Raw genomic sequence first — 26,093 nt, 5'->3', positions numbered from 1 at the left:
TCGCTGCCGATGTCGCCAGAGGATCCGGCGGAGCCGTGGTTGCCAAGGCGGCGTGCACCGAAGAAGCGCCGGCTCGTGGGGCCATAAACGCAGCGTCAAGAGCGAGGCCTTCGGGCCTCGGTTTCGCCTGAGCATCGGGCGAGACCGACGGGAAATGGCAGTCGTGCTGGTGGCAGTCGTCGTGCGGTGAATGCTGCGACTGGCCGTGCGATGCTTCGTCGTGTCTCTCGGCGGCAGCGCAAGGACCTCGTTCGGCATGCGAACACGAACCGGCAATCGCAATCGCCGGACCCGCTACCGACGAAACGTCCGTCGCACAATCGGCGTGATGTGCACAGCACCCCAAGATGGCATGCAGTGCCACCGCGACGCTTGTCAGGAGGGGGATGAGGCTGTGAATCATGATCCAGATTTATTCGTGCGGTGCACCCAAGCGGGCACGACGTGTTACGGCCGGTATTCGTCTACCATTGGTTGTATCGGGTATTAGTGCGGAAGTCTCCACTGGTAACGATTACAGCGGTCGTTCGGTGACGCTTCCCTGTGGACGGTTTCGACGATCGCTTCGCCTACCGCGTGGGTAACCGCGAATGGCGCGCCGTTGTCGCAGCATGGGAGAATCTGATGCAATCCCAGCGTTTTAAGAGCTTTCTCGGAGGTTTGCCCTGGGCCGAGCCACCGCAACGTGTGGTCAGGCTGACCACACGTGTCGTCCGAGTGATGTCGAGGCGGGCTGGATTACTGGCCGCTGAGGGCCTGTCCACGCAGCTCGTCCTGTCCCTCGTAGGTCACCGCTTGCGACAGACCGCCGGACAGAAGCAGGCCCTCTAGACGGGCGTCCGCTTGAGCCAATTCGCCCAGGGCGGTCACGTACCGCAAATTGGCGTCAAAGTAGGCCCGTCGTGCGGTCAGGACCCGCAGGAAATCAAACTCACCGGCCGCTTGCGCCTGTTGGATCAATTCCAGCGTCTCCTCGGCTTTGGGCATGATGGATTGCTTGTACTGGTTCACGGTTGCTTCGGCGATCTTGTATTCCCGCAGCGTTTCGGCCAATTGCTGCTGGATACTCAATCGGATGCGTTCCACATTCTTGATGGCGTTGCAGTACTCGGCATGCGCGGCTTGAATGTTTCCCTGGTTGCGATTGTGGATCGGCAGCGGCAGGCTCAACTGGACGTTGGCAAACGCGTCGCCGGTACCATCGTCATGCCCGGCGCCCAGCTGGGCTGTGACGTTGGGGACCGGTTGCAGGCGTTGCCGCTGGACATTGGCCCGAGCGCGGTCGACGCGAGCTTCGGCGGCAGCCAGCAGGGGGTTGGCCGCGACGATGTGGGCGTACAGGCTGTCGGCGTCTTGGGCCGCGTAGGTTTGGTCCAGTTCGCCGACCAAGGGGTCGTCGCCCAGCTGGATCCCGCCGCACAGGGCCTGCAGCTGGTTCCGTGCCGCCTCCAGTTGATACTGGGTCTGTTGGATCGTCAGATCGATCTCGCCCAGTTGGATCTCGGACTGCAGAACGTCCGGACGCGTGCCCACCTTGGCATCGACGCGCTGCTGCGAGACGTCGACACCTTGGGCTGCGATCTCGCGAAAGTCACGAGCCAGCTGCAGCCGTTTCTGGGCGGCCAACGCTTCGTAAAACGCCAGCCGAACGTCGGTCAGGATCCGCTGACGCTGGGTCTCGATCATCCGGTTCATGGCTCGAACGTCGTTGTTGATGACCGCCCGGTTCCACTCCAGTTTGTCGCCGCGGACGAAGGTTTGCGAAATGAACCCACCCTGCAATCCGGCCGACCCGCCGTCGTTGCCAATCTCTTCGCCAAAGTAACCGATGGTGGGATTGGGTTTGAGACCGACCTGGGTGCGAATGCCACCGGCGCGGGAGGAAGCCGCAGCGGCTTGTTGGATTGCCGGGTTGTGGGCCAACGCCCACTGCTCAACCGCGTCCAGGGTCACCCGACCGGCGTCAAGCGGCATCGGTGTACCGGGCGCGAGAACCGTTTCGCCGGCGCTTCGGTGCGGTTCAGCTTGCAGGCCCTCCGGCTGCATCGCCAGGGGAGTGGCCAGTTCGACCGCTCCGCCAGCAGGGTGGCCGGTTTCGCCCGCCCGGAACGATGCGGGTTGGGGCGATGCGGGTTGGGAGCTTCCAGCATCGTCGAAGGTTACCGGGCGGACCTCCGGCAGTGGTGCCGCCGGGTCGTGTTGATCCAGACTCGGGACCTGCACGGCAACGACCGGCGGCTCGGCCGCCCGAGCGGCTGCGGTGGTCGTCGGCGACGGCGCTTCGGCGACTTCGACCTCCTCTCGCTGCTCCATCGGCCAACCCTTCAGACCAAACTGCGGCAACGAGTGCGTGGCGCAGCCGGTTGCCAGGGCGGGGGCGGCGGAAAGGGTCAGGAGCAGTAGACGGTTCTTTTTAAGCATGGCGGATTGTCCGATTCCGGTGTTCGAGCACGGATTGGTATTGCGTTACCGGATACCACCCGAGTGCTCGTCGACGCGAAGGCGTGCGGGTCCTGCTGGACCGGTAGTGTTGGTTCTTCCGGTTTATCGACCGTTGCCGGGAACGCCGCTTGTTTGCCATCCTCCGGCAGCGCGAGCCGCACAGCCGTCAAAGTTTCCCATGCGAATAGTCCGCCGCTTGGGCGTTGCCGGCGGTTTTCGAGTGCAGCTCGGTGGCAAGCATCGCGGTGGATTTCGGTCGGCCGCTTCTACGCCTGTCGCAGCGCCTTGACGATCGGTACGCTGGCGGCCTGGATGGCCGGCGCGAATCCGGCCGCGACCCCCACGACCAGCGAGACCAACGCGCCGCTGAAAAGCAGCCCAAACGAGGGCCGGAACGCGATCGTCGCGCCTTCGGCACCGATGGCGAACCCGCCCAGAGCCAACGCGCCACAGGCCAGTATCGTTCCGGCAAGCCCGCCCAAGACGCACAAGATGACGCTTTCGGCCAACACCAAACGCATCGTCCGCAAGGGCCGTACGCCGATGGTTTGCAAAACGGCGTATTCCTTTAAACGGTCCTGAACGCTCATCACGGTCGTCGTCGCGACCAACGATAGAACCAGGGCCACGCAAGCATAACCCAGCCAGTGCGCAAAACCGATCAAGTCGACCAAGTCGGATAGGGTGCTGGCCTGGAACGCGCCCTTTCGCCGCGTGGTCGTCGCCACCGGTCCGGACCGCAGCGTGGCGTCGATCTGCGATGCCACCACCTCGGGGTCGGCGTCGTCCTCGAGCAGGACCTCGTGCTGGGTGACCAGGCCGGCGGCATCCAGGCCACGCGTGTACTGCAGAAACGCCAAGCTGGTGTAGATCAGGTTGTCCTCCGAGGGCACTTCCGAAGCGAACACGCCGGCGACCTTGACCGACAGGTCACCGATCGAAAACTGGTCGCCCACAGCCAGGCCGCGTCGCTGGGCGACGTTCCGACCGACGATCGCCGCATCCCGCTGCGAACGAAACGATTCCCAAGATCCTTTGACCAGCTCCAAGGGGCGGGTCTGTTGGATCTGTTCGGGATCGGCGCCGTTGAAAACCACGATATCCAAACTGGCTCGACAATTATTCGTCCAGACCTGGATGGGCATCACCTCTTTCACGCCGGCGACCGATCGGATCTTGCGAGAATAATCCTCCGGCAAACGGCTGCTGGTAGGACAGAACCGGTTCTCTTGGAACACGATCAAACTGCGGTCGGCGTCGTCGCCGGTCGTCAAGCGTGTTAAGCCTTCCTGGACCGAACCGACAAAGCAGAACACGAACATCGCCACGGCGGCTCCGGTGACCGTCAGGAGCGTCCGAGTGCGATGGCGCCAGAGGGTTTTCAGGACATAGGTCAGCATCGATCAATCCTTCTTCAGCGTGCGTGGTGGCCTGCTTCAGCTTGCGTGACGGCCTGCTTCGGTTTGTGCGGTGGCATCCAAGAACTTGCCCCGATCCAGCAGCAATTGCCGCGAGGCGATTGCCGCGACGTCGCTATCGTGGGTGACCATCAACATCGTCATGTTCAGCTCGCGGTTCAGACGCTTCAGCAGCGCCTGGATCTGTTCGCTGGTTTCGGTGTCGAGACTACCGGTCGGTTCGTCGGCGACCACGACTTTAGGGTGTGCGACGATGGCTCGCGCGATCCCGACACGTTGTTCCTGGCCGCCGGACAATTGTCTTGGATAATGCCCGGCGCGGTCGGACAGTCCGACCGCATCCAGGGCCAGTTCGACCCGTTCTCGGCGCTGCGCCGAGGACAGTTTCAGCAGCAGCGTCGGCAGTTCGACGTTTTCATAAGCCGACAAGACGGGGATCAGGTTGTGGGTTTGAAAGATGTAACCCAGGTTGGCCGCGCGCCAATCGGCCAGTTGTCCTCGTGACAAAGCGGTCACTTCGGTGCCGTCGACGACAATCGAACCGGCGTCCGGAGCATCGATTCCGCTGACCAAGTTCAAAAGGGTGCTTTTGCCCGTGCCGCTGGGGCCCATCAGGGAAACGAATTCCCCTTCCTCGATTTGCAGGCTGACCTCGTCCAGCGGGGTAATCGTTTCGTCGCCTTTGCGAAACTGTTTGCTGACGTTGTGTAATTCGACCAGTGCCATATTTATTGCTCCATTCCAATAACCGTATCTTCACCGCCAATCGCCACCGTTTCGCCCGCGGTCAGTTCGGTCGTACCGCTGGCGATCAACTTGTCTGTCACGTCCAGGCCATCGAGCACTTCGACCAGGCCATCGGCCGCGGTCGAACCCAGCTGGATGGTTTTTCGTTGAGCTCGATTCTCCGCATCCACGATCCACAGAGCGGCCTGCCCGTCTTCCTGGACGACCAGTCTCTGGGGAACGAACAGCCGCTCGGTTTCCTGTTCTTGGTCGCCAGCGGTTTCGGTGGGCGGAGCCAAGAACGTGGCGGTCACCAGCATCTCGGGGCTGACCGCCGGCGGCGGGTCGATCAATTCGACCTTCACCTCCAGGGTGTTCTTTTGGATGCTGGCCGAACTGGTCGACTGCAGGACCCGGCCCTTCAGCGGAGTAGCGATCGAAGCGGTTTCGATTTCGACCGGGGCGCCGGGCGTCACCATCGGCACGTCCTCCAAACGCACATCGGCGCGGACCTGCAAACGCTGGGGATCATACATCTCGACGACCGTGCTGGAGCCCTGTCCGCCGCTGCGCGCCATGCCCATCACACGGGTTCCCGGCAGGGCGACCAGCCGCAGGATCCGGCCGTCCATCGGGGCACGGATCACCGTCCGTTCGAGCGCCAGTTCGGCTTGACGCACCTGGAGTTTCGCTTCGTGGAGAAGCCCCTTGGCCGCCGCGACTTTGGCTTTGGCTTCGTCCATCTGCCGGCGCTCCTCGACCAACAACTCCAACTGCGTCGTCAGCGCGTCGACTTTTTCCGACAGGGCTTTGATTTCTTTTTCCAGATTGGGAGCCCGCTGCTGGAGTTCTTCCAGTTCGGCAACCGCGGCGGCGTATTCGTTGGCCGCTTGTTCGACCAATACGCCGGCGATGGCGTTTTGGGCGGAGCGTTTGCCCTCCAGACTGCTGCGGGTGAACGCGACGTTGGCCTCGGCGGCTTTTTGCAGGAAGGGCAATTTATCTCGCTCGGTGGTGGCTTTGGCCAGCAGGCTTTGCGCATCGGCCAGTTTCGCCCGCAGGTGGACGGGCTTCTCCAGCCGCGTGCGTGCGGCGGCCAATTCGGCCTCCGCACGCTGCAGTTCGCCTTCGCGGATTTCCAGAGACGCCGTCGCCTGCTCCAGTTCCAACTGAGCGTCCACCTGAATTAATTTGGCGATCGGCTGGCCGCGCTGGACCTGTTGCCCCTCGACCACCGACAGTTCTTCGACCACGCCGGGGGCGAGGGCCGCGACGCTGACCGAAGTGGGGCGGGGTTCGATCCAGCCAGCGGCCTGGAACAACGTGGTGCCGGCGCGCTGGACCTGGCCCCGTTTGACGATCACCGGAACAACGGTGACCTCGGCGCGCGGTAACAATTGCCGACCGGCTGCGGCACCCAACAGGGCGACAAAGCCCAGCAGAATGCCCAGTGGCAACACATACCGCGTCAGCCAACGGCTCGACCGCCGTCGTCCTCCGGGGGAGGGCGCATCGGATCGATCCAAGGCCAATTTGCTCAGGTCCAGCTGCGACTCACTCATCTCTCACTCACTCGCTCGGGCGTACGTAAACTTGGGTGGCTGCGACCGTCAGGTTGCCCTGCTCGTCGCGTTCCGCTTTGCCATCGACCACGACGGTCGACAGTTCCTTGACCCCCAGCAACTCGCGTGCACCGCTGGCCACAGGGTTGCCGCTGTCGTCAACGATCTTGACGGTTGCGATGTTGTCTTTGACCTGATCTTGCGTACAGCAATAGTCCCAGGGCGTCGGACAACCTTCCTCTTCGGCACAGTAGGGGACCTTGGGGTCGACAATGGTGAAGGCGGCTAGGCCATCGACGAAGGGTTCGGCCGAACCGCCGATCGTTCCGACCAGGGTCACGGCCTGTTCGTCTTCGACTGCCTCGCGAGCTTCACCAACCGGGATCGCACCGGCCGGCTCGCTGTCGACGACGTAGCTCGTGGCAGGATCGGTCGTGGCATCGGAGGTCGTGGTCTGGGCCACGTCTTGATCACTGCATCCGGCCAAAACACCGACGGCGGCCAGGCACATGAACTGAAGCATTCTCATTTTTCGTTCCTCAAACTGCTTTCAAACTGATTGCCACCGATTGACGAAGGGCTTTGAGGGCCGGTGGCATGGCCCCCAAAACGCCTAGTAAGATTCCGACGCCGCAGCCCACCAGGATGGCCACACTGTCGATCCGCAGTGTGAACGCGCCCATGGTGAATCGCACCGCGACACCGTTAAGTGTGGTCAGGGCGATGGCACCGGCCAGCAGCGAAGCCGCTGCGGCCAGTAACATGCCCTCTTGAATTAAGCTGATCAAAATCGCGCGGCGACGGTAACCGATCGCCTGCAACGTGGCCAGTTCGCGGATCCGACCCGCGACCGCCCCGTACATCATGTTCAAACCTGCAAATACGCCGGCCGCCGAAACCAGCACGACGACGAACCAGGCCAACACGCGAACCGGTTTGTAGTGCTGCTGCAGCGTGGCGTAGTAGGCGGTTTCGGATATCGCTCGCAGTTCCAAGTCGGTGCGTTGTTTGCAAAATAACGACACTTCGCTGGCGGCCGCGCCCGGTGCCAACAGCAACGCAACCAGGCTGAGGTCCTGTCGCTGGGTTGCGGTCTGGAAGTCGGCAAGGTTGCACCAAATCTCCGACTCGTAAGCACCGCCCCCGGCCGAAAATCGACCGCTGACCCGCCAGCTTTCTCCTTCGAAATGCACCGTCTGGCCAATCGCCAGCGCCTCGTCAGTGGCGCCCAGTTTTGCCGAGGCCAGCTTGCCCACCATGACTTCCCCGCTCTGGGGCCAGCGGCCTTCGACGATGCGCACGTCCCGCCGGACCAACGGCGCGACCCGCGTCACGCCGCGTACCAGCCCCAAGCCGCCGCCGTCGTCGCCGGTACGGACGCGAGTCCCCAAGTACAACTCGGGCGACAAGTGCGTGACGCCGAATCGCTTCCAAGTGCCCTGCAAACTGGCCGACAACAACGCGGCGGTACGTGCCGCGATCGATGAGTTCTCGATGTTCTCTTCGGAGTTCACGCTGTAGACCAAGACCACGTCCTCGTCGCCGCTGATCGCGAGCGATCGTTCCAGACCGCGAATGAATCCCACGACGACGAACACCAAGATCACAACCGTCGCGAGCGCCGAGAGCGTCAGCGTGGTTCGCAGCGGACGCCGCATCAGGTTGCGGACCCCATATTCCCAGGGCAGTAACATATTTCCCAAGCCAATCAATGAACGAGAACGCAAGCCCGTCGACCACAGAGCGCGCGCTACAATCCGAACGCACCATCCTGCATCAAATGCGCAGCGTCAAAGCGCATCCAGGGGCCTCAACGCCCGCTACAACGACAGGTCAAACAGCCAGCGGCAAGCAAGCCGCAGAAGAGGGCTGTCAATTCAGCCAACAGCGATACGCGATCAGCGCAACACGCCCGGCCGGAGCCGCCGGTGGACTGTCCGAACTTTCTGGCGAAGCCGAAATCAACGCGACCCGCGGCGCAGTTACCGCAGCGGCGTCGACCGGCCAGGATTCCAGTGCGATCAGCGCGTCGGCAGGGGGAACCTCAGGAGCATCCTGCAGGGTGGCCCCCTCACAGATACAGCTGGGACACGCGCACTGATGCTGCTCAGGCGACTTTTCCGGCGACCCAGGGACACCGACCGTCGCGTCTGCACAGCAGCCGCACGTGGATTCGATCACACACCCCTCGCCAATGCTTCCCGTCTGACACGAGAAACAGCGAAGCGGACACACCAACAAATTGGTGATCAACAGTGCGGCAAAAAGGAATCGACCCATGACTTTATGTTAGCCCACGGACGCCAGCCGAGCAATTGCAAAACAATCGACTTCGGCGGCCGGGCGGCCGCGCCAGGACAGCACGCCCGGCGGCTCGCGGGCGGGAGGGCCGTCCTGTTTGCGAGTTTCTTCCGAGTTGCAGCTGAAATCCCACGTCGCAAGATATCCTCACGTACTTTGCTCAGCTTTGAATGGGTCTTCCAAGAAGCTCGCTGGCTCTCAGCCCGAAGGGCGGCACAGCTCCTGCCGGGGACGTGAGTCCCCGGGTACGCGTCCGGACATTACTCCACCGCAAACGTTCCCGCCGAGGTGCCCAGCGAGAAGGCTTCGGGGAGGTCGCGGGCATCGATCCGCAGCAGCACCGTGTGCTCGCCCGGTGCAAGCGAGTTGATCACGAATTCGTTGCCATCCTCTTGTGGGCGATAACGGCGCCCGTCGACCCACAGGGTAACCGGCTTGTCGTTGTCGACGACCAACCGAAGCGGCTGGGCGTTGGTCGTCCTCAACCGTGTCCGCAGGTACAGATTGACCAACGTCCCCAAGCCGTACTGTTGGGTTCGTTCCTCTAGCATCCTTTTGGTGACGTCACCGTTGACGCGGGTGGGCAGCGGTTCCCAGCCCGCGGTTCGCTGGCCGCTGACGATCCGGTCGAGACCTTCTTGTTCAATGCGGTGCGTGCCGGCCAGCATCTCAAAACGTCTCGCCACGCCGCTGCGGCTGGCATCGAACGGGCCGGGTTTGCCCAACCGGCTGAGGAATGCGATCAGGTCCACTTGTTCGCCATCGCTCAAGCTATCGACCGCCCCGACGGGCATCAGCGACGGTCCGTTCTTCTGTAGGACGACGTCAATTTGCGGGATCTGCACCAGTTCGTTCGATGCGTTTCGCAGCACGAGCTGTTCGTCATCGGATTCCACCAGGATCCCCGTTACGACCTGGCCGTCTTCGGTTGCCACAACGACGGAATGAAAACCTTCTTTGATCTTGGCGTCGGGGATGAACAGGGATTCGGCGATGTAGTCGACCGGAGCGCTGGCACCCAGGCTGGTCAGATCGGGGCCGACCTGACCGCCGACGCCGCCGATGGCGTGGCAGGAGACACACTGCAGTTTCTCGCGTCGATAAATAAATTCTCCGCGATGCGGGTCGCCCTGCGGTTCGACTCGAGCGACGAGTCCCGCTATCCGTTCCGGCGTCCACTGCTGAGCCTGCATCGCTTGGCCCGCGTGCGGCTGCAGCGCCGCCAACAAGGGCGAATCCTCACGACCGCCGCGCCGCAGCACTTCGACTCCGGCCTTGGCGACCGTTTCCGATATGTCTCCGCCGCCGATCGCCCCGGCGATGACCGCGTCGGCCTTCTGGATGCGGCTGATGCCCTCCCATAGACGACGCGCCTGGGCAGCGGTCCATTCACCGGCGAGCGTCGTGGGCAGGACTTCGGCGGTGGCTTGGGCATCGACCGCGGTCAACGCCACCAACGCTTCGACTCGCAGCTCCGCGTCCTCGACTTCGGCGACCACCTCTCGCAGGACTTTGGCCGCAGGCGGTTTGCCGATAGCCCCGAGCGAACCGATCGCGGTTCGCCGCATCGCCGTGTCCGTTTCGGTATCGAGGGCGAGGTTCGCCAACGCGGCAGCCTGTCCGCCCAGTTTCCACGTGGCGACCAACTGCAGCGCTCGCCGGCGAACCTCCGGTGCAGGGGATTGTATCAGGCGAGCAATCTCGGCCAGGGAGCCGCTGGGCCGCTGTTTGCGCAGTCGCTGGGCGTCGATCAGGGCGTCCAACGCCATCAGCGTCGAGGGTTTGTCGAATCCGTCGGAGCTGGCTTGCTGCCACAATTGTCGCAGTTGGTCGGGGCCGCCGGTCTGCCCGATCAATCGGATCCACGAAGCGGCCGAGGTGCGATCGAGTTGATTTTGGGCCAAGTAGTCCTGCAGGAATTGTTGTGCTTGTCGCGGAGCCACCGATGCCAGGACAAATTCCAGCTTCTGGGCGTGCTGGGGGTCGGTCAGTGTCCACTGGCCACTTTGAATCGCGTGCATGACCGGTTCGGACGCATCGTCGACCAGTTGGGCGAGAGCGAACTGCAGGAAGCGATCGGTGGGCTGGTCCAGGGCCTGCAAAGCCATCTGGATGGCCGGGACGTCGCCGTAGACGTCCAACGCTCGAATCGCCTCCAAGCGGACTCGGGGATGTTCGTCGCCGATCGCCTGCCGCAGCCGCTCGTCGGCAGCGTCGCGAGCGATGACCCGATCGGCATCGCCCGCCGGATCGGCCCAATCCGCCAACACCCGCACTGCGGCCGCTCGCACCGGAGCCGACTCGGCAGCCAGCACCGAGTCCAACAGATCGGTGTTTACCCGACGCAGGGCTTGATACAGCCACAGAGCCTGCAGGCGGGCCGACGGGTCGGTCTGGGCCGACGTCCAAGCGGCCAGCGGCTGTAGGACGTCGCCCCGTTCGATCAAGACGCGTCGCGATTTATCCCGCAGGTAGCGGTCTTGAGACCCGAGATTCTCCAGCAGCGCCGCAGTGGACTGTTCGCGCAGGTTCACGATCGGCTGGGGGTCGCCGCCCTTCCAAACCATTCGCCAAATGCGCCCGTGCCAGCGATCGCGACGAGGGTCGCGGAAATCGACTTCGCCGTGGTTGATGATCGGGTTGGACCAGTCGGCAATATACAACGCTCCGTCGGGACCCTGTTTGACATCGATCGGTCGGAAGGTGCTGGTGGCGGTTCGCAGCAGGTCGTCTTCCTGCGTGGTCACGAAGCCAGCGTCCTGGGAATCGACCGAGAACCGGGTCACGCGGTTGGCCCGAAAGTCACAGGTCACGATCGACCCTTGCCAGGACTGCGGAAAGCTCGGTCCGGACAACACTTCCAGCGAAGCGAATTTGGGATAGCGGCCGGGGCTGATCAAATCCAGCGTTCGCCGCGACTGCGGGGTAGGAAAGAACACCGCGCCGGGGAACGCCCACGCCAATCCATCAAAGCCGGCTCCGTCGGATAGGAAGGATTGACCATGTGCATCGAACTGGTGCCCCCACGGGTTCCACAGACCGCGAAAGAAGATCTGCATTCGCATGCTGCGGGTGTCGTAGCGGAATCCGCCGCCGGCGCGCAGCCGCACCACACCGCGCGGGGTTTCGGTATCGGTGCGTGTGTAGACCGACTGGTTCATGTACAGCCGGCCGTCGGGACCCCACTGCAAACTGTGCAGGTTGTGGTGCGTGTCTTCGGTACCGAACCCGCTCAGCACCCGCTGGCGAGAATCGGCTTTGCCGTCGCCATCGGTGTCTTTCAAGAACAACAGGTCGGTGCTTTGAGCGACGTACACGCCGCCATCTCCCGGCGCGATCCCGGTGGGAATCAACAAATTATCGGCGAACACCGTGGACTGATCGGCTCGGCCGTCCCCGTCGGTGTCTTCCAGCACGATAACTTTGTCCGGTGCCGCTTGGCCGACTTCGATCATCGGATAGGCTTCGCTGCTGGCGATCCACAACCGGCCCTCGGGGTCGAAGTTCATGTGGATCGGCTTGTTCAGCTGGGGGTTCTCGGCCCACAGACTGACCTCCCAGCCGTCCGCGACGGTGAACTCCGGCGTCGCTTGCGGGGTGAATTCTGCGTATTTGGATTCAACCGTTGCCGGCGGGGCTGCGACCGGTTCATCTTCGAGGGAACGCAGTTTCGCGATGCGCGCTTCGTCGGCGGCGATCAAGCCGTCGTACTGCGGGATCTCCACAGCGTTCTGGCCCTGTTCGCGTTTTCGGAAGCCAAACACGTAAGCCATATTGGCCGGACGCGAGCGGTGGAACCACCACACGTTCTTGCGGAGGATCGCGCTGCGCAGTGCCGCGGTGCGCGGGCTGGTCTGCCACGCGTCGTTTTCCAGACCAAACGCTTCACACAGCTTCTTGGCCAATTCTCGATAGCCGTCGCCGTTCAGATGGATCGGATCCTTGCGAAGCCGCGGATCGGTCGCCACGTCGCTCAGGTCTACAAAGCCGGCATCGTTCGCGTCAGCCAGTTCGGCGATCGCGCCGGAATACTCGCGCAGCACCCGGGCATGGGATTCGTTTTGGTCACTGCGCTCCAGTGGCGCGAGCAGGACGAAGCGCACCTCGGGCGAGACCTCGCGGGCCATGTCCAGCAGTTGTTGGTAGTCCTGGCGAAAATTCTCCAGCCCCTCGAGGCCGCCTTCCAGCGAGCTGGCCATGCCATAGCCGATGATCAGCAGCGTCGGCTGGGTCAGTTCCAGTTGTTCGCGAAGCAAACGCAGGCTCTCGCCCTCGGGTTCGCGTCCGGCCTGCAGCAGGCTCAGCCCCAGACGCGAGGCGCCGCTGGGCGTGTCGGCGTTCCAGCCCAGGTTGCGGAAGGTCAGGTCCGACTTGTCCGAGGCAGCGGTAAGGGCGGTTTCCACCCAGCCGAAATACTGTTCCTGTTCGATCAAGCCATCGCCCAGCAGAACCACTCGATCGGCGTTCTGCAGCCGGACGTTGCCGGGTTGGTCGGTGCCGGTTTGTTGACCGGGCTCCTGCGCGCCGGGCGGTGTATCGGCCAGCAAAGGACTGGGCAGGAGAAGGCTGGGCAGCAGGCAGGCGAAGCCGAGCCAGAGGCAGGACGCAATGCGTTTCATCGTCGTTTGGGGAAAAGCGGTGTGGGTTGGGAGCGAGGCAGGTGGGATTATTGTAGTCGATGCGGGCCGCGCGTCAGGCGACCTCGGCGGAGTCGGCGTCGTCTTGGCGGCGGGCGTCCATCGCGTAGGTGGCGATCGCCCGGACCTGCGGATCGCTGATCACGTAGGCGGCATCTTCGGGGGTGACGACGCCGGAGGTGATGCGGGCCATCGCACCACGAGCCATGCTCAACAAACCTTCCTGAGCCGCGATGTCGCTCAACTCGTCGGCCGAGACGCCGCGCACGATGGCTTGGGTCAGCGGTTTATTGATCTCCAGGATCTCCGGGATGCACGTCATCCGTTCGTATCCTTCTTCTTTGCACGCATCGCAGCCGACCGCGTCGTAATACGTCTGGTCTTCCTGAGCGCCTTGAGGCATTGCGCCCAAGCGGCGACACGCGGTGCACAACTGCCGCACGAGCCGTTGGTTCAGGACACCAACGAGAGCATCGGCGAGGAAATGCCGATTCACTTGGAAAGCCAGCATGTTTTGAACGGCCGTGGGCGCGGTTTGGGCGTGCACCGTAGCCAGTACCAATTGTCCGCCGGTGCCGGCACGGATCGCCGTTTCGGCCGTCCGCCGGTCACGGATTTCGCCCACCATGATCACATCCGGACTCTGCCGCATGCAGCCGTACAGCAGGTCGGCAAAGTCCAGACCGCCTCGCACGTTCACCTGGGACTGATTGATTCCCGGCAGCAGATACTCGATGGGTTCCTCGAGCGTATGGATTTTTCGCTGGCCGTTGTTCAAATGATTCAAGAACGCGTACAGCGAATTGGTTTTGCCGCAGCCGGCCGGGCCGGCCACCAGGATCAACCCGCTGGGAGCCGACAACAGCCGCTCGACCATTGCGCGTTCCTCTTCCAGGAACCCGATATCGTCCAGGCCGATCAGGCCGCGGCTGTGGTCGAACAATCGCATCGCCATGTCTTGGCCGGTCACGGTGGGCAGGACGGCAAAACGCACGTCCAGTTCACGCCTGTCCTCCAAGCGAAACCGAGCTCGACCATCGGCCGGTCGGGATAGGTCGGCGATGTCGATCCCGGCCAGGGCACGAAAATGGTTCAGCAACCGGCGGCCGTAGGGCAAGGGCAGCCTGCGGACCTCCCGCAAGCGTCCCATGCGGCGCATCCGAATGACCGTCGCATCGGGCTGGTCCGAGATGAACAGGTCGCTGACGTGCTGTTCCGCAGCGATCTCCATCAGAGCGTGGGCGAAGGTTTCCGGTGGATTCAATTCCGGTTCGACCGCCGGTGTGTCGACTTCTTGAAAATCGCTTTCGGTAGGGTCTTGCTCGGCCACAGCACTGCCTTCGAGAAAAGAGTTTGCCCGCTCAATGCGACGATCCTAACGCGCGGAGAACGCAAATGCGAGCAAACACGATCCAATCTCCGCCAGCAGGGGGGGCGGGGTAAGTTTTAAATTTCCTGACTGCGGCGGAAGCTATGTAGGGCTCGGGTGCAGTGGAAAGATTGTTTGTGTACGCCTTTCCGATTCCCGCACGGCATTGAGATACGGAAATGGCGGTGCTGCTTCTCTGGTCCCCCTCACCCCCAACCCCTCTCCCCCGAAGCCTGACTCGCTTAGGCTCGCCAGGCTTCGGGGGAGAGGGGAGAAAACGATTTTTCTCGTTCGCAGATTTCGCCGGCGTCAGCAAATCTGAACTCTTAAATCTCCCCGGGGTCCGCAGCATCGATGAAGCTGGCATCGAAACATTCCTCGGCTCGGACGACGTCCGGATCGACCAGCCCCAGTTCGGCCAACTGGGCGACCAGCGTTTCCCAGCGCTGCACGCTCATCCGGCCCAGCGAATCCGGCTCGGCGCCGGCGGGCAGGGCCAACTGCCGCATCTGCAGCGCGCCGTACTGCAGCGCTTCGGCCGTCATGCCTTGATGGTTGGCGGCCAGGATCAATCGGTTCGCCGGTTCGGGCGATTCCAAATACTCACGCCATCCTTCGCGAGTCGCTTGGACGACATCGCGCACCAGTTCGGGCTGTTCGTCGATCAGCGACTCGGTGGTGACCAGCACGCTGCTGTACGGATTCCAGCCCAACTGGCTGACCATCAGCGGCGTGACTTCCACGCCCTGCTGCTCGGCCAACAGCGGTTCGGCGAACGAGTAGGCTTGGATGGCGACGTTCTCGGAGGTGACCAGGGCGGCGACCGAGCCGGTGTAGGGAACTTCCTGGACTCCTTCGAGCAAGCCGCGGCGACGCATGAACTCCAGGAAAGGCCGTCCGGGCTGGCGCTGCAGGATCAGGCCGTCCAGATGGTCCAGGTCGGTGATGCCGGAATCGGTTCGAACCAAGATGCAGCGTGGATGGTTCTGCATGGCGGCCAACACGGCGACGACCGCGACGCCCTGTTGGCGGTACAGAGCGACATCATCGGCATTGGCGAACGCGAACTGACAGCGGCCGCTGGCCAGGTCGGCCGCGACCGGGGTCGCCGGTCCGCCCGGACGAATCTCGACGTCCAGCCCGCGTCGTTGGTAGGCCCGGCTGGCCAACGCGGCGTAGGCGCCGCCGTGTTCGGTTTCGGCGTGCCAGTTCAACTGGATGACAACCGGCCGCGCCGCTGCGCCGTCGGCTTCCGCCGAACCGTTGATTGCCTCCGGCGCACAACCGGAGATGCAAACCAACAAACCAGTGGCCAGCCAAGCGGCGGGGTGAAAGCAGGAGGGCATCAGCGATCCGGATCGGCAACGGGTTTGGGGCGAACGACATTCTTGGCCAGGCCCATCCATTCCCAAATTTGGATGATTCGCCACGACATATCGAATTCCCACCAACGATGGCCGTGGGCGGCGGCACGTGGCTGGGCGTGGTGGTTGTTGTGCCAACCTTCGCCGTGACTGGCCAAGGCAACCAACCAGTTGTTACGGCTGTCGTCGCGGGTTTCGTAGTTGCGATAACCAAACACGTGGGTGATCGAATTGACGGCCCAGGTGCCGTGCAGGACGAACACGGTGCGAACGGCTACCGCCCAGACGGCCCAGCTGGCCGCATAACGGATGGCCGTGGCGGCGTCACCGCCGACCGCAAACCCCACGACCGCGCCGACCGCGACGATCGCCAAGGCGTGCGAGAGGTACACCAGGAACCACATGTTCTGCCGCTCCAGACGCAGATAGAACGGGTCTCGCAACAGGTCTCGCACGTAGCGTTCGTAGCGACTGGTCCGATCCAGATCGCGGTGGCGATAAACCACCCAGCCGACGTGGGCCCACAAAAAACTGGCCAGCGGCGTATGCGGGTCCGGTTGGTGGTCACTGTGCTGGTGATGCAGGCGATGGATGGCGACCCACCGCGCGGGGCTGTCCTGAAGATTGCACATCCCGAAAATCGCCAGCGTGTGTTCCAGCCATTTCGGACAGGTGAACCCGCGGTGAGTCAACAAGCGGTGGTAGCCAATCGTGATGCCCAGCATGCCAAAGACAAAGTGGCCGGCGATCGCCAAGACGAGGCCCGACCAGGTGAACAACCACGGCACCACACTCAGCAGCGCCAACACGTGCAAGCCGGCCAACACGACGACATAGGACCACATCAACTGCAGCGGCTGCGTCGCCTCGGGCAGCGGCAGACGCTGGGGATCGACGACGGTCGCCTCGCATACCTCACTCGCCGGCAACGGTTCCAGCCGAACGGGATCGGCGGCAGAGTTCTGGTTCGATTCGATGGTGCTCATGAGATCCCGAACAAAGAGATGCGAGTCCGACACAATCAGGTGGGCGCGATTCTGAATGAAGTGGGTGTCAGAATCCAGAGCATTTTACCGCTGCGGCCACGGAGCCGCGAACGATGCAGCAAACCGCTGGCCGGGGTTGTCGCGGCCGACAACCGGGGGCGTTTTCGAAGGAAGGGCTCGCGTTGTGGAGCAGAGAAAACGCCTGCAAAAGCAAGCTTGGACGATGTCCCGTGGCCGGTCATCGCCCCCGCTGAACAGATCGCCCCAGCTGGGCAGATCGTCCCAACTGGGCAGATCGTCCCAACTGGGCAGATCGTCCCAACTGGGCGGGGGAACGTCACGCCAAAAATTGCGCGTTCCCGCAAGCGACGACTACTTCTTCTTGTCGTCTTCTTCCTTCTTGACCTTCTTCTTCTTCTTCAAGGAGACTTTCACGACGCGGACCTTGGGCATCCCCACCACGTCGTTGTCTTCGCTCCACTTGTCCAATTCTTGCAGGCGAGCGATGCGTTCGGCACGCTTGAGCACGTTGCGAGTTTTGATCGCACCGGCTTTCACCTTGAGGCTGCTGTCCATCGTCATAGCTTATGGCTCCTGTGTATTCGCTGACTCTCGCTCCCGGATTCCTGCCGGGTGCGATCACGTAACAAACATGCATGTAACAAACATGCTCAATGCGTGGGTGACACGCATGAATGCGGCTTGGATCGGCCCTGGAAAGATAGGGGCTCGCACGGTTTCTAGCAACCGCCGAGCGGGGTAATGGTAGCAAAAAGAGCCGAATTCACCAGGGCTAATTCGCCGCAAAATCCGTTCTCTCGGGCGGCGGGGCCCTAAAGAAACGCGTCCAAATCCTGGCTTTCCAGGTGCCGGACGGCTTCACGAACCCGCTCTTCGGCGGATTTCGGAGCCACCAGCGTCGCTTGGGGCGTGTGAACGACCATTAAATCGTCCACTTCGATGGTCACAATTAAATGATCTTGGTTGCCGTAAACGATTGTATTGCGGGTATCGATGCCCAGGTGACGGCCCAGGACGGTATTGCCCGCCTGGTCGGCCGGATTCATCCGCGACAGCGCTTGCCAACTGCCCACGTCGTCCCAGCGAAACGGCGCCTCGACGACGACGATGTTGTCGTGGTGTTCCATCACGGCGTAATCGATCGATTTGCCGATGATGGCGGCGAAACGTTCGGCCAATACGTCGGAGAACTGGTCCCCGCCGGCGGCCTGGCCAATGGCTCGCAAGTGCTCGAGCATCGCCGGTTCGTGCTCGGCCAAGGCGTCCAGAATCGTGCTGGCACGCCATAGAAAGATCCCGCTGTTCCAGTAGAAACTGCCGGCATCGACGTACTGCCGAGCCGTGGCGGCATCGGGTTTCTCGCGGAATCGCTGGACTTCGAAAGCCGCCGGGGCCTCGTCGTCCACCGCATCGCCGCGTTCGATGTACCCGAACGATTCGGCGGCATAGCTGGGTTTGATCCCAAACGTGACGATCCGGCTGGGATCCTCATCCAACAGTTTCACGCCGCGACGGATCGCTTGCTGGAACTCTTCGTCGGGAGAAATCACGTGGTCGGCGGGCATCACCAACATCGTGGCTTCGGGATCGTCGGCGGAAACCAAGACGGCGGCCAAGCCCACGCAGGGCGCGGTGTCGCGTTTGCAGGGTTCGCCTACGATCGCTTGCGGCGGCAAGCCCGGCAGTTGCTCGCGAACCTGCGATACCAAGGCGGCGTTGGTGACGACCATCCTGCGCTCGTCCGGGACGAGATCGCCCAGGCGGTCGGCCGTGGCCTGGATCATCGTGCGCTCCCCCGCAAGCCGCAGCAGTTGCTTGGGGCGGTCGCGGCGACTGGCTGGCCAGAATCGCGTCCCGCTTCCTCCGGCCATGATGATTGCGTGCAGCATCCCGATTGCCTTCCCACTAGTAATTCAAAAAAGGTCGAACACGGCGCCGGCGAACCGGACGCCCGAAACGAACAGAAACTTGCGAACAAGCCGCACGCCCGAACTAAGCACGTCGGCATAAATCTTTCGGTGAAACCCCGCGACAACACCCTCCCGCGCAGCGGGAGGGTCGGGCTCTTAGGCCCGGGGAGGGTCCTACCAAAACCCTCTCCGGGCCTAAGAGCCCGACTCTCCCAGAGGGAGAGTCAAAGCCGAATTAAATGTTGCGCCGTGCTTCGCCGCCGCGAAACGGCCACAAGATAATCCCGTGCGCCGGCGCCCGGAAGCACGCCAGAGCGCTTAATCTTCCAGCGTCTTCATGAAGTCCATGAAGTGCTGCCAGTCGGTCGGCGTCAGGTTGTGGATGCCGCTGCGGATGTGGTAGCCGGTTTGGCCGGAGGTACGGGGTTGATCGGCGGCCGGCATTTGCGGGTTCGAAACGGCCGATTTGCCCAGCCGTTCGAAAACGGGTGCGGCGTTGATCAGACTCAGGTACTCGCCGCGCGGATCCGCCCAGAGATCTTCGGTGGCGCTCGTGACGTAGACGCTGCGGGGGGCGATCAAGGCGATCAACTGGTGCTGGTCCACGGGCAATTCCGCCACGCGGTCGCCATAGGAGGCAAAGTGTTTGCAGAACCAGTACGGAAACGCGGTGGTGATTCGCTTGACCGTCTCGCCGTACTCTCGCCGCGAGAGGGCGGCGCCCCCGCAGCCGGAATTGTTGCTGTAGGCGACGGCGATCCGCGGATCTTCGGCGGCGGCCCACAACGCGGCTTTCCCGCCTCGCGAATGCCCCACCACGGCGATCCGGTCCGGGTCGACCTCCGGCATCGTCAACAGATAGTCGACCACTCGACTGAGGCCCCAGCCCCAGGCCGACAGGGCTCCCCAGGAGTGTTCGTCGGGGCCGGTTCCGGAAACCCGCGCAAAGAATCCGCGGAGGCCTTCGTCGAATTTGCCCTTGGCGTCGGGGTCAATCTGCTTGGTAGACACCGATGCCGCGACGAAGCCTCGCTCGCAGATCTGACGTACCGGCCAAAAATCATTCGGCTCCTCGATGGCTTGTTTGAGCGTCGGGAAATCGCGGTTGTTCAAAAACACGATGGCCGGACGCTTGGATTCGTCGCCGGCGACCTTGCCGGTGGGTGTGAACAATAGCAGCGTGAATGCATAGGATTCCCCGCCCGAGGTGATCTCCAGTTTCAACTCGCGGGCGTCCGCCGCGCCCTCGAACACGCCTTCGTGCCGCGCGACGTTGATGGCGTTCAAACGATACGGCACCGAAGGCCGCCGGCCGTAGACGTGCTCGCGGAACAACTCCATCAATTCCTCTCGCCGCTGCGGCCAGGACTCGGCCGTAACCGCTTCGCCTGCGGAATCGACCAGCGGATCCGGCAGGTCGTAACTGGGCACCTTGGATTCGTGATAATTAATCTCGCTGCCCGGCCGCGATTTCTTCTCGACCAATTCCGGGTCAGCCTGCCACGGTTTGTCTGCGCCGTTTGCCACAGAGGTCCTGTTCAAAACCGCCATGCAAAACAGTAAGCAGCAGTACACACAACAGATCGGACGCATGGTTTATCCTTCTAGGAAACAGAGAACGGCAAAACAACCGACGGGCTTCGCATCGGTTCGGCCGCGGGAAGCAGGCGTGCCTATGATCCCGGAGCCGGCGACACGTTGCAAGATCGCAGCGCCGCGATGAAGCTAGACATTCCGACCCACAATCCTTTCCACGACTCGAAACCCGCTATGTCTACTGGTTTTTCTTCTTCGCTGCGAAACGCGTTGTATGTCTGGATGTTGACCGCCGTCTTGCCCGCAACGGCTGCGGATGTTGCGTCTGCAGCGGAAACTGCCGAAGCGAAGGCTGCGGAAACGCCGCCGCTGTCGGTGCGGTCGCTGTTTCATCCCGAGAAACGGCACGACTTCGATGGCCCCGATCTACCTGAAACGTTTTGGATGGGCGACGCGGATCGCAGCCGGTTGGTGATGAAGCGGGGCGAGCGTTGGATCGAGTTTGATTTGCAGGCCGAAACCCAGCGGCCCTGGACGCAGCGCCGTCCCGACCGCCAAGGCCTGCAGCGTCGCGATGATGGCTTGGTGCTGTACCACGAGGATGGCGACATGCACTGGATCACCCGCGACGCACGGTCCTGGCACAACCCCACGCTCAGTCCCGATGGAAACCGGCTGGCCTATGTCGAAGCCGGCGATTTATACATCCTGGACGTGGCCAGCGGACGCCGCGTTCGCGTGACTTCGGACGGCTCGGAGACACAGCTGAATGGGATCCTGGATTGGTCGTATCAGGAGGAACTTTACGGGCGAGGCAATTTTAAAGCCTTCTGGTGGAGCCCCGGCAGCGACCATCTGGCATTCTTGCGGCTGGATATCTCTCGCGTGTATCCCTATACCTTGGCCGACAGCCGCACGCCGCGCGGCGATACGCTGGTGACGCGTTACCCCAAGGTGGGCGACCCGATTCCCGTCGCGGAACTTTGGATCGCCGATACCCAGGGACACATCAAACCCATCTACCAACCCGCCGCGGAGGAGCGTGAGCAGTTGGTGGTTCGCGTCGGCTGGCACCCCGGCGGCGACCGCGTCGTGTACCAGGTGATGAACCGCATTCAAAGTTGGTTGGAGCTGCGGCTGAGCGAACCGGTGGCGGGCGAAGTGCACACGGCGTCTCCGCTGGTGGGGCAAACCCTGCTCCGCGAGGAGAGCACGACGTGGGTGGAAGTCCTGGGCGAACCGCATTGGTTGCCCGGCGGCGGTTTCTACTGGCTCAGCGACCAACCCCTGGGCCGCCGCCGGGTGTGGTATGTATCGCCCGATGCGCGGTTGCGAGTCGCGGTGACCCCCGGCGATATGGACGTCCGCGAAATTGTCCAGGTCAACGCCGATGGCAGGACGCTGTACGTAACGGGCGACCGCCAGCGGGGCTCGGTTGGCCAACAGGTCTACCGCGTGGACGTTCGCGGGAGGTCCGAGGATGCGGAGTCGTTTGAAACCAGCATCGTCCCCGTCACGCACCAACGCGGTTGGCACGAGCCGGAGTTCTCGCCCGACGGACGCTGGATGCTGGACCGCTTTAGCACTCTGCAGACGCCACCGGCCCTCCGCGTGTTTCCACTGGGCGATTCCGCCCGCGGGAAGGAGCAAGCAAACGAGACCCACGAGAGCGACGAGACCCATCAGGGCGACGAGACCCATCAGGTCGACCGGGGCAATTCCAGCGATCGGGAGGGATCTTTTCCGAGCAGGCGGATTCGGCCTCGAGTGCTGATCGGCCCCGCGGAAGTGACCGCGGCGACGCTGCCCGTCCGCTGGTTAACGATTCCCACCGAGGACGGCTTCGACCTGCCCGCTTACCTGATTCGCCCCCCGCAAGAACGCGGTCGCGACGACGCGCTGACGCCGGTTTTAATCGAAACCTACGGCGGTCCCCAGGCGCCCTCGGCCGTCGATCGCTACGCGGGCACGCGGTACCTGTATCGCCAGATGCTTGCCCAGCAGGGCATTGCGGTGTTGGTCACCGACAACCGTTCCAGTGCCGGGCGGGGCATCGCGGATACCTGGGCGATCCACCGCCGCGTCGGCGAGGTCGAACTGGCCGACACGCTGGCGGCGGTGGAGTGGCTGCGGGAACGGCCTTGGGTCGATCCCGATGCGATCGCGCTGCGGGGCTGGTCCTTCGGCGGATTCTTGACCGCCTATGCCATGACGCACAGCACCGCGTTCGCGGCCGGTGTTGCCGGCGGCGCGCCGACCGACTGGCGCAATTACGACGCCATCTACACCGAGCGGTACATGGGGTTGCCCGAGGACAACGCCGAGGGCTACGAGCGAACTTCGGTCAGCAAGGCGGCCAAGGACCTGCACGGGGCGCTGCTGTTGATTCACGGCGAACTGGACGACAACGTGCATCCGGCCAATACTCTGCAGTTGGTCCGAGCCCTGCAGGACGCGGGCAAACCGTTCGAAATGATGCTCTATCCCGGCGCCCAACACGGCGTCCGCGATCCGGCCCAAGTCTACCACATGATGCAAATGGTCACCCGGTTTCTGCGTCGGCATTTAATCTCTGGTCCTGGCCGTGGCTGAAGCCGGTCGACGTTGGACCTTGTCGCCGTCTCGATCCAATCTGTGGCGAGATCGGCGACTCCGAAAGAATCAAACCCATTCTCCTCCTTTGACTCGCAACGACAACGAATGACCAAGATTTATCACAATCCTCGCTGTACCAAGTCGCGACAGACGCTGGCCCTGCTGGAAGAACACGGCATCGACGCGGACGTGGTGCGGTATTTGGATCAGCCGCCCAGCGAAGCGGAGCTGACCGAGATCATCCGGCTGCTGGGAATCGAACCCAAACAATTGGTGCGAACCAAGGAGAAACTGTTTGCCGAGCTGGGCCTGAAAGGTGCCGAGCTGTCCGAGGCACAGTGGATCAAAACGCTGGCCGATCATCCCAAACTGATCGAACGGCCGATCGTCGTGCACGGCAACCGGGCGGCCATCGGACGCCCGCCCGAGAATGTCCTGGAGATCCTGCGCTAGGGCCCCGTTCGGTCGGCGGCCTTCGTAACGGCCGATCGTTTGGGCGTTAAGATAGTCCACGTCTAATCGCCGGCGTTCGAAATGCCGCGAACGGTCCACCAACTCTGTTTCAGTGAGGACGTAATGCGTCAGCTCGGATGGGTTCTGTCTCTGTTACTGCTGCCCGCCGGCCTTGTTGCCCAGCCGCCGGTTGCACCCCCGCGTACGGTCGACCCGCCCGCGGCCGACCAGCGGCCGGCGAACCTGCCAGAGGGGATCAACCGCAACTTTGTCGATCCCGACATGGACATCGCGGAGTGGCTGGGGCGGTTCGAGATTGAAAGCCGTGAAGTTTTCGCCGCTCGCCAACAAGTGCTCGAGGCCTGCGAGATCCGGCCGGGCGATCGCATCGCAGACGTGGGGGCGGGGACCGGCTTCTACAGCCGCTTGTTCGCCGAACACAGTTTGCCCGGCGGCTGGGTGTACGCCGTCGACATCTCGCCGGTCTTCCTGCAGCATATTACTGAGCAAGCGCTCGACGACGGCGTGACCAACCTGACGGCGGTGCTGGGCACCAGTTTGTCGGTCACTCTGCCGCCCGAATCGGTCGACCTGGTGTTCATCTGCGACACCTACCACCACTTTGAATACCCGCCGCGCACGCTGGCCTCGATCCGCCGCGCGCTCAAACCCGGCGGACGCCTGGTGCTGATCGATTTTGAACGCATTCCCGGCGTGACTCGAGAATTTCTGATGAACCATGTGCGGGCGGGCAAGGAGACGTTTCGCCGCGAAGTCTTACAGGCCGGTTTCGAGTTTCGCGATGAAGTTTCGATCGACGGGTTCGAAGAAAACTATCTGCTGCGGTTTCGCAAACCCCAAGCGGCGGAAGCATCCGCCGCGCAGTAGGCCTGCTCACCGCTCAGAGTCCGGTCGTTCTGGAGAATCGGAAGCGGCGTCTGGAGCCTTCGAGGACTTGGTCGACGCCGCCGGGCCGGACTCCGCTTTGGTCTTTTCCGTTGGCTTGGTCTTTTCCGCCGCCTCCGTCTGGGCGGCTGGATCCGGTGCGGCTGAGAACGTCATTCCCACGTACTCGATCGTGCCGCGGGCAGCGATTTCTCGCACGCGGAATCGGAGGCCGTTGTGGTGGACGAGCGCCCCGGGGTGGACCTCCTGGCTGGGCAGCTGCGAACGCATAAAGTCCTCCAGCGTGCAATCGGGCGCCGCATTCATTCTCAGACCATAGAACTGTTCCAGATCGCGAACACGGATCGACCCCCGCAGCGGAAACTCGACCGCCGCGGGCAGCTGGATAGCGTCGGCCGGACGCGGCGTGAACACGCGATCCACCAAAGCTCGGACCGCAGGTCGCAGGACCACGATCACGTTATCGCCGACCAACACGCGAGTGCGTCCCTGCGGCGGAATAATTTCGGTGCCGCGGACCAGCAGTGCGACGACGACGCCATCGGGCAGCGCCAATTCCTTGATCTGCCGGCCGGCCGCTGGACAGGAGGCGTCGACAGTGTAATCGACGATATCGCCGTCGACGTTGTGCAGCGAACTGATCTCGAGGCTGACCGGCGGACGGAACCGGGCCGGCTCTTCGGCCTTCAGCAGCCTCGCCACCAGCGGCAGCGGCCAGCCCTGGATCAACGCCGAAACCAGGACCACAAAGAAGACCGTGTCGAATACCTGGTCGGCACCGGACAATCCGGCCAGCATCGGAAACGTCGCCAGCGTGATGGGTACCGCTCCCTTCAACCCGACCAACGACAAAAAGGACATCTCGCGCAGCGAAAAACGAAACATCCCGCCGCAGAGGAACACGGCGATCGGGCGAGCCACAAAGATCAACACCGCCGAGATCAAGAGGGCCACGCCCGAAGCCTCCAGCAGTCGGCTGGGAAAGCTCAACAGGCCCAGGGTCATAAACATCAGGATCTGACAAATCCACGCCGCCGCGTCGTGAAACAACAGAATGCCGCGGTGAAAGATCGGTCGTTGGTTGCCGATCACGATGCCCGTCAGGTAGACCGCCAGAAAGCCGCTGCCACCCAGAATGGCCGCCAATCCAAAGGCCAACAGGGCCAGGGCGGTCGCCAACACCGGGTACAGTCCGGCCGCGCCCAGTTGGACGTTCCGCAAAACCCAAACGCCACCGTAGCCTACCGCGCACCCGGCCACGCATCCGATGACCAGTTGGTTGACAAACAACATCGCCAATCCAACACCCAGTGGCATGCTGTTGGTCAGCACCTGGATCAGTCCAACGGTCATGAAAATGGCCATCGGGTCGTTCGAGCCGCTCTCCAGTTCCAGGATGTCCGCTAGCTTGCGACGGATGTTCACTCCCCCGGATCCCAGCACCGAGAACACGGCCGACGCATCGGTGGAACCGACAATACTGCCCAACAGCAAGCCTTCGAGTAAGCTGATCTGCAGGATCCAGGAAGCTGCCAGGCCGGTGATCACCGCCGTAATTACGACGCCCAGCGTGGCCAGCACGGCCGCCGGTTTCCAGACGCTCCGCACCGTATGCAGCGGCGTCCGCAGGCCGCCATCAAACAGGATGATGCTGAGCGCAACGGTGCCGATGGCGTAGGCCAGCGAATAATCTTCGAATTCGATCCCGCCGACGCCTTCGGATCCGGCCAGCATCCCCACGACCAGGAACAAAAACAGAACCGGCACGCCCATCCGCGTCGAAAACGTGTTCGACGCAATGCCCAGCAGCAACAGCACGCCGGTAAAAAGGATCAACGACTCCACACTCAGCATGACCGTGGATCAC

17 protein-coding genes are annotated in these 26,093 nt (G+C 62.8%); 3 read left to right on the top strand and 14 right to left on the bottom strand.

Going from position 1 to position 26,093, the window contains the following annotated elements; translation table 11 throughout:
• Positions 1–738: 738 nt before the first annotated feature.
• From GE027_RS06140 to GE027_RS06080, 13 genes are all read right to left on the bottom strand, one after another.
• Positions 739–2,421, bottom strand: a complete 1,683-nt coding sequence (locus GE027_RS06140) for a TolC family protein (RefSeq protein WP_153556308.1) — start codon at positions 2,419–2,421, stop codon at positions 739–741.
• Between the two features lie 287 nt (positions 2,422–2,708).
• On the bottom strand, positions 2,709–3,842 hold the full coding sequence (locus GE027_RS06135; RefSeq protein WP_153556307.1) for an ABC transporter permease: 1,134 nt from the start codon (positions 3,840–3,842) through the stop codon (positions 2,709–2,711).
• A 36-nt stretch (positions 3,843–3,878) separates the two neighbouring features.
• Entirely contained in the window at positions 3,879–4,586 is a 708-nt protein-coding gene (locus GE027_RS06130; protein WP_153556306.1) for an ABC transporter ATP-binding protein, read from the bottom strand.
• A 2-nt stretch (positions 4,587–4,588) separates the two neighbouring features.
• Entirely contained in the window at positions 4,589–6,148 is a 1,560-nt protein-coding gene (locus GE027_RS06125; protein ID WP_153556305.1) for an efflux RND transporter periplasmic adaptor subunit, read from the bottom strand.
• A gap of 7 nt (positions 6,149–6,155) precedes the next feature.
• On the bottom strand, positions 6,156–6,677 hold the full coding sequence (locus GE027_RS06120; protein WP_153556304.1) for a hypothetical protein: 522 nt from the start codon (positions 6,675–6,677) through the stop codon (positions 6,156–6,158).
• 10 nt (positions 6,678–6,687) lie between these two features.
• Complete coding sequence (locus GE027_RS06115) at positions 6,688–7,842, bottom strand: ABC transporter permease (RefSeq protein ID WP_153556303.1); 1,155 nt, start codon at positions 7,840–7,842, stop codon at positions 6,688–6,690.
• An 867-nt stretch (positions 7,843–8,709) separates the two neighbouring features.
• Positions 8,710–13,068: a PVC-type heme-binding CxxCH protein gene (locus GE027_RS06110; protein WP_153556302.1), complete on the bottom strand. Its 4,359-nt coding sequence runs from the start codon at positions 13,066–13,068 to the stop codon at positions 8,710–8,712.
• Between the two features lie 73 nt (positions 13,069–13,141).
• Positions 13,142–14,416 carry a GspE/PulE family protein gene (locus GE027_RS06105; protein WP_153556301.1) on the bottom strand — a complete coding sequence of 425 codons (1,275 nt, stop codon included), beginning with the start codon at positions 14,414–14,416 and terminating at the stop codon, positions 13,142–13,144.
• Between the two features lie 365 nt (positions 14,417–14,781).
• Positions 14,782–15,801: an ABC transporter substrate-binding protein gene (locus GE027_RS06100; protein WP_153556300.1), complete on the bottom strand. Its 1,020-nt coding sequence runs from the start codon at positions 15,799–15,801 to the stop codon at positions 14,782–14,784.
• Positions 15,801–16,805 (bottom strand): acyl-CoA desaturase, encoded by a 1,005-nt coding sequence (locus GE027_RS06095; protein ID WP_153556299.1) that lies wholly within the window; start codon positions 16,803–16,805, stop codon positions 15,801–15,803. Before GE027_RS06095 ends, GE027_RS06100 begins: the two co-directional genes overlap by 1 nt.
• Positions 16,806–17,177: 372 nt before the next feature.
• Entirely contained in the window at positions 17,178–17,387 is a 210-nt protein-coding gene (locus GE027_RS06090; protein ID WP_153556298.1) for a small basic protein, read from the bottom strand.
• A 251-nt stretch (positions 17,388–17,638) separates the two neighbouring features.
• On the bottom strand, positions 17,639–18,715 hold the full coding sequence (locus GE027_RS06085; protein WP_153556297.1) for a mannose-1-phosphate guanylyltransferase: 1,077 nt from the start codon (positions 18,713–18,715) through the stop codon (positions 17,639–17,641).
• A gap of 339 nt (positions 18,716–19,054) precedes the next feature.
• Positions 19,055–20,263, bottom strand: a complete 1,209-nt coding sequence (locus tag GE027_RS06080) for an alpha/beta hydrolase family protein (protein WP_162006596.1) — start codon at positions 20,261–20,263, stop codon at positions 19,055–19,057.
• A 243-nt stretch (positions 20,264–20,506) separates the two neighbouring features.
• Between GE027_RS06080 and GE027_RS06075 the strand changes: the two genes are divergently transcribed.
• From GE027_RS06075 to GE027_RS06065, 3 genes are all read left to right on the top strand, one after another.
• Entirely contained in the window at positions 20,507–22,864 is a 2,358-nt protein-coding gene (locus GE027_RS06075) for a S9 family peptidase (RefSeq protein ID WP_162006595.1), read from the top strand.
• Positions 22,865–22,972: 108 nt separating this feature from the next.
• Positions 22,973–23,320, top strand: a complete 348-nt coding sequence (gene arsC / locus GE027_RS06070) for an arsenate reductase (glutaredoxin) (protein ID WP_153556294.1) — start codon at positions 22,973–22,975, stop codon at positions 23,318–23,320.
• 123 nt (positions 23,321–23,443) lie between these two features.
• Positions 23,444–24,208 carry a class I SAM-dependent methyltransferase gene (locus GE027_RS06065; protein ID WP_153556293.1) on the top strand — a complete coding sequence of 255 codons (765 nt, stop codon included), beginning with the start codon at positions 23,444–23,446 and terminating at the stop codon, positions 24,206–24,208.
• Between the two features lie 6 nt (positions 24,209–24,214).
• Here GE027_RS06065 and GE027_RS06060 read toward each other — a convergent pair whose 3' ends face one another.
• Positions 24,215–26,080, bottom strand: a complete 1,866-nt coding sequence (locus tag GE027_RS06060) for a potassium/proton antiporter (RefSeq protein WP_153556292.1) — start codon at positions 26,078–26,080, stop codon at positions 24,215–24,217.
• Positions 26,081–26,093: the final 13 nt, after the last annotated feature.

Origin of the sequence: Roseimaritima sediminicola (assembly GCF_009618275.1) — a bacterium.
GTDB lineage: Bacteria > Planctomycetota > Planctomycetia > Pirellulales > Pirellulaceae > Roseimaritima > Roseimaritima sediminicola.
This window is presented reverse-complemented; position numbering and strand designations above follow the sequence as displayed.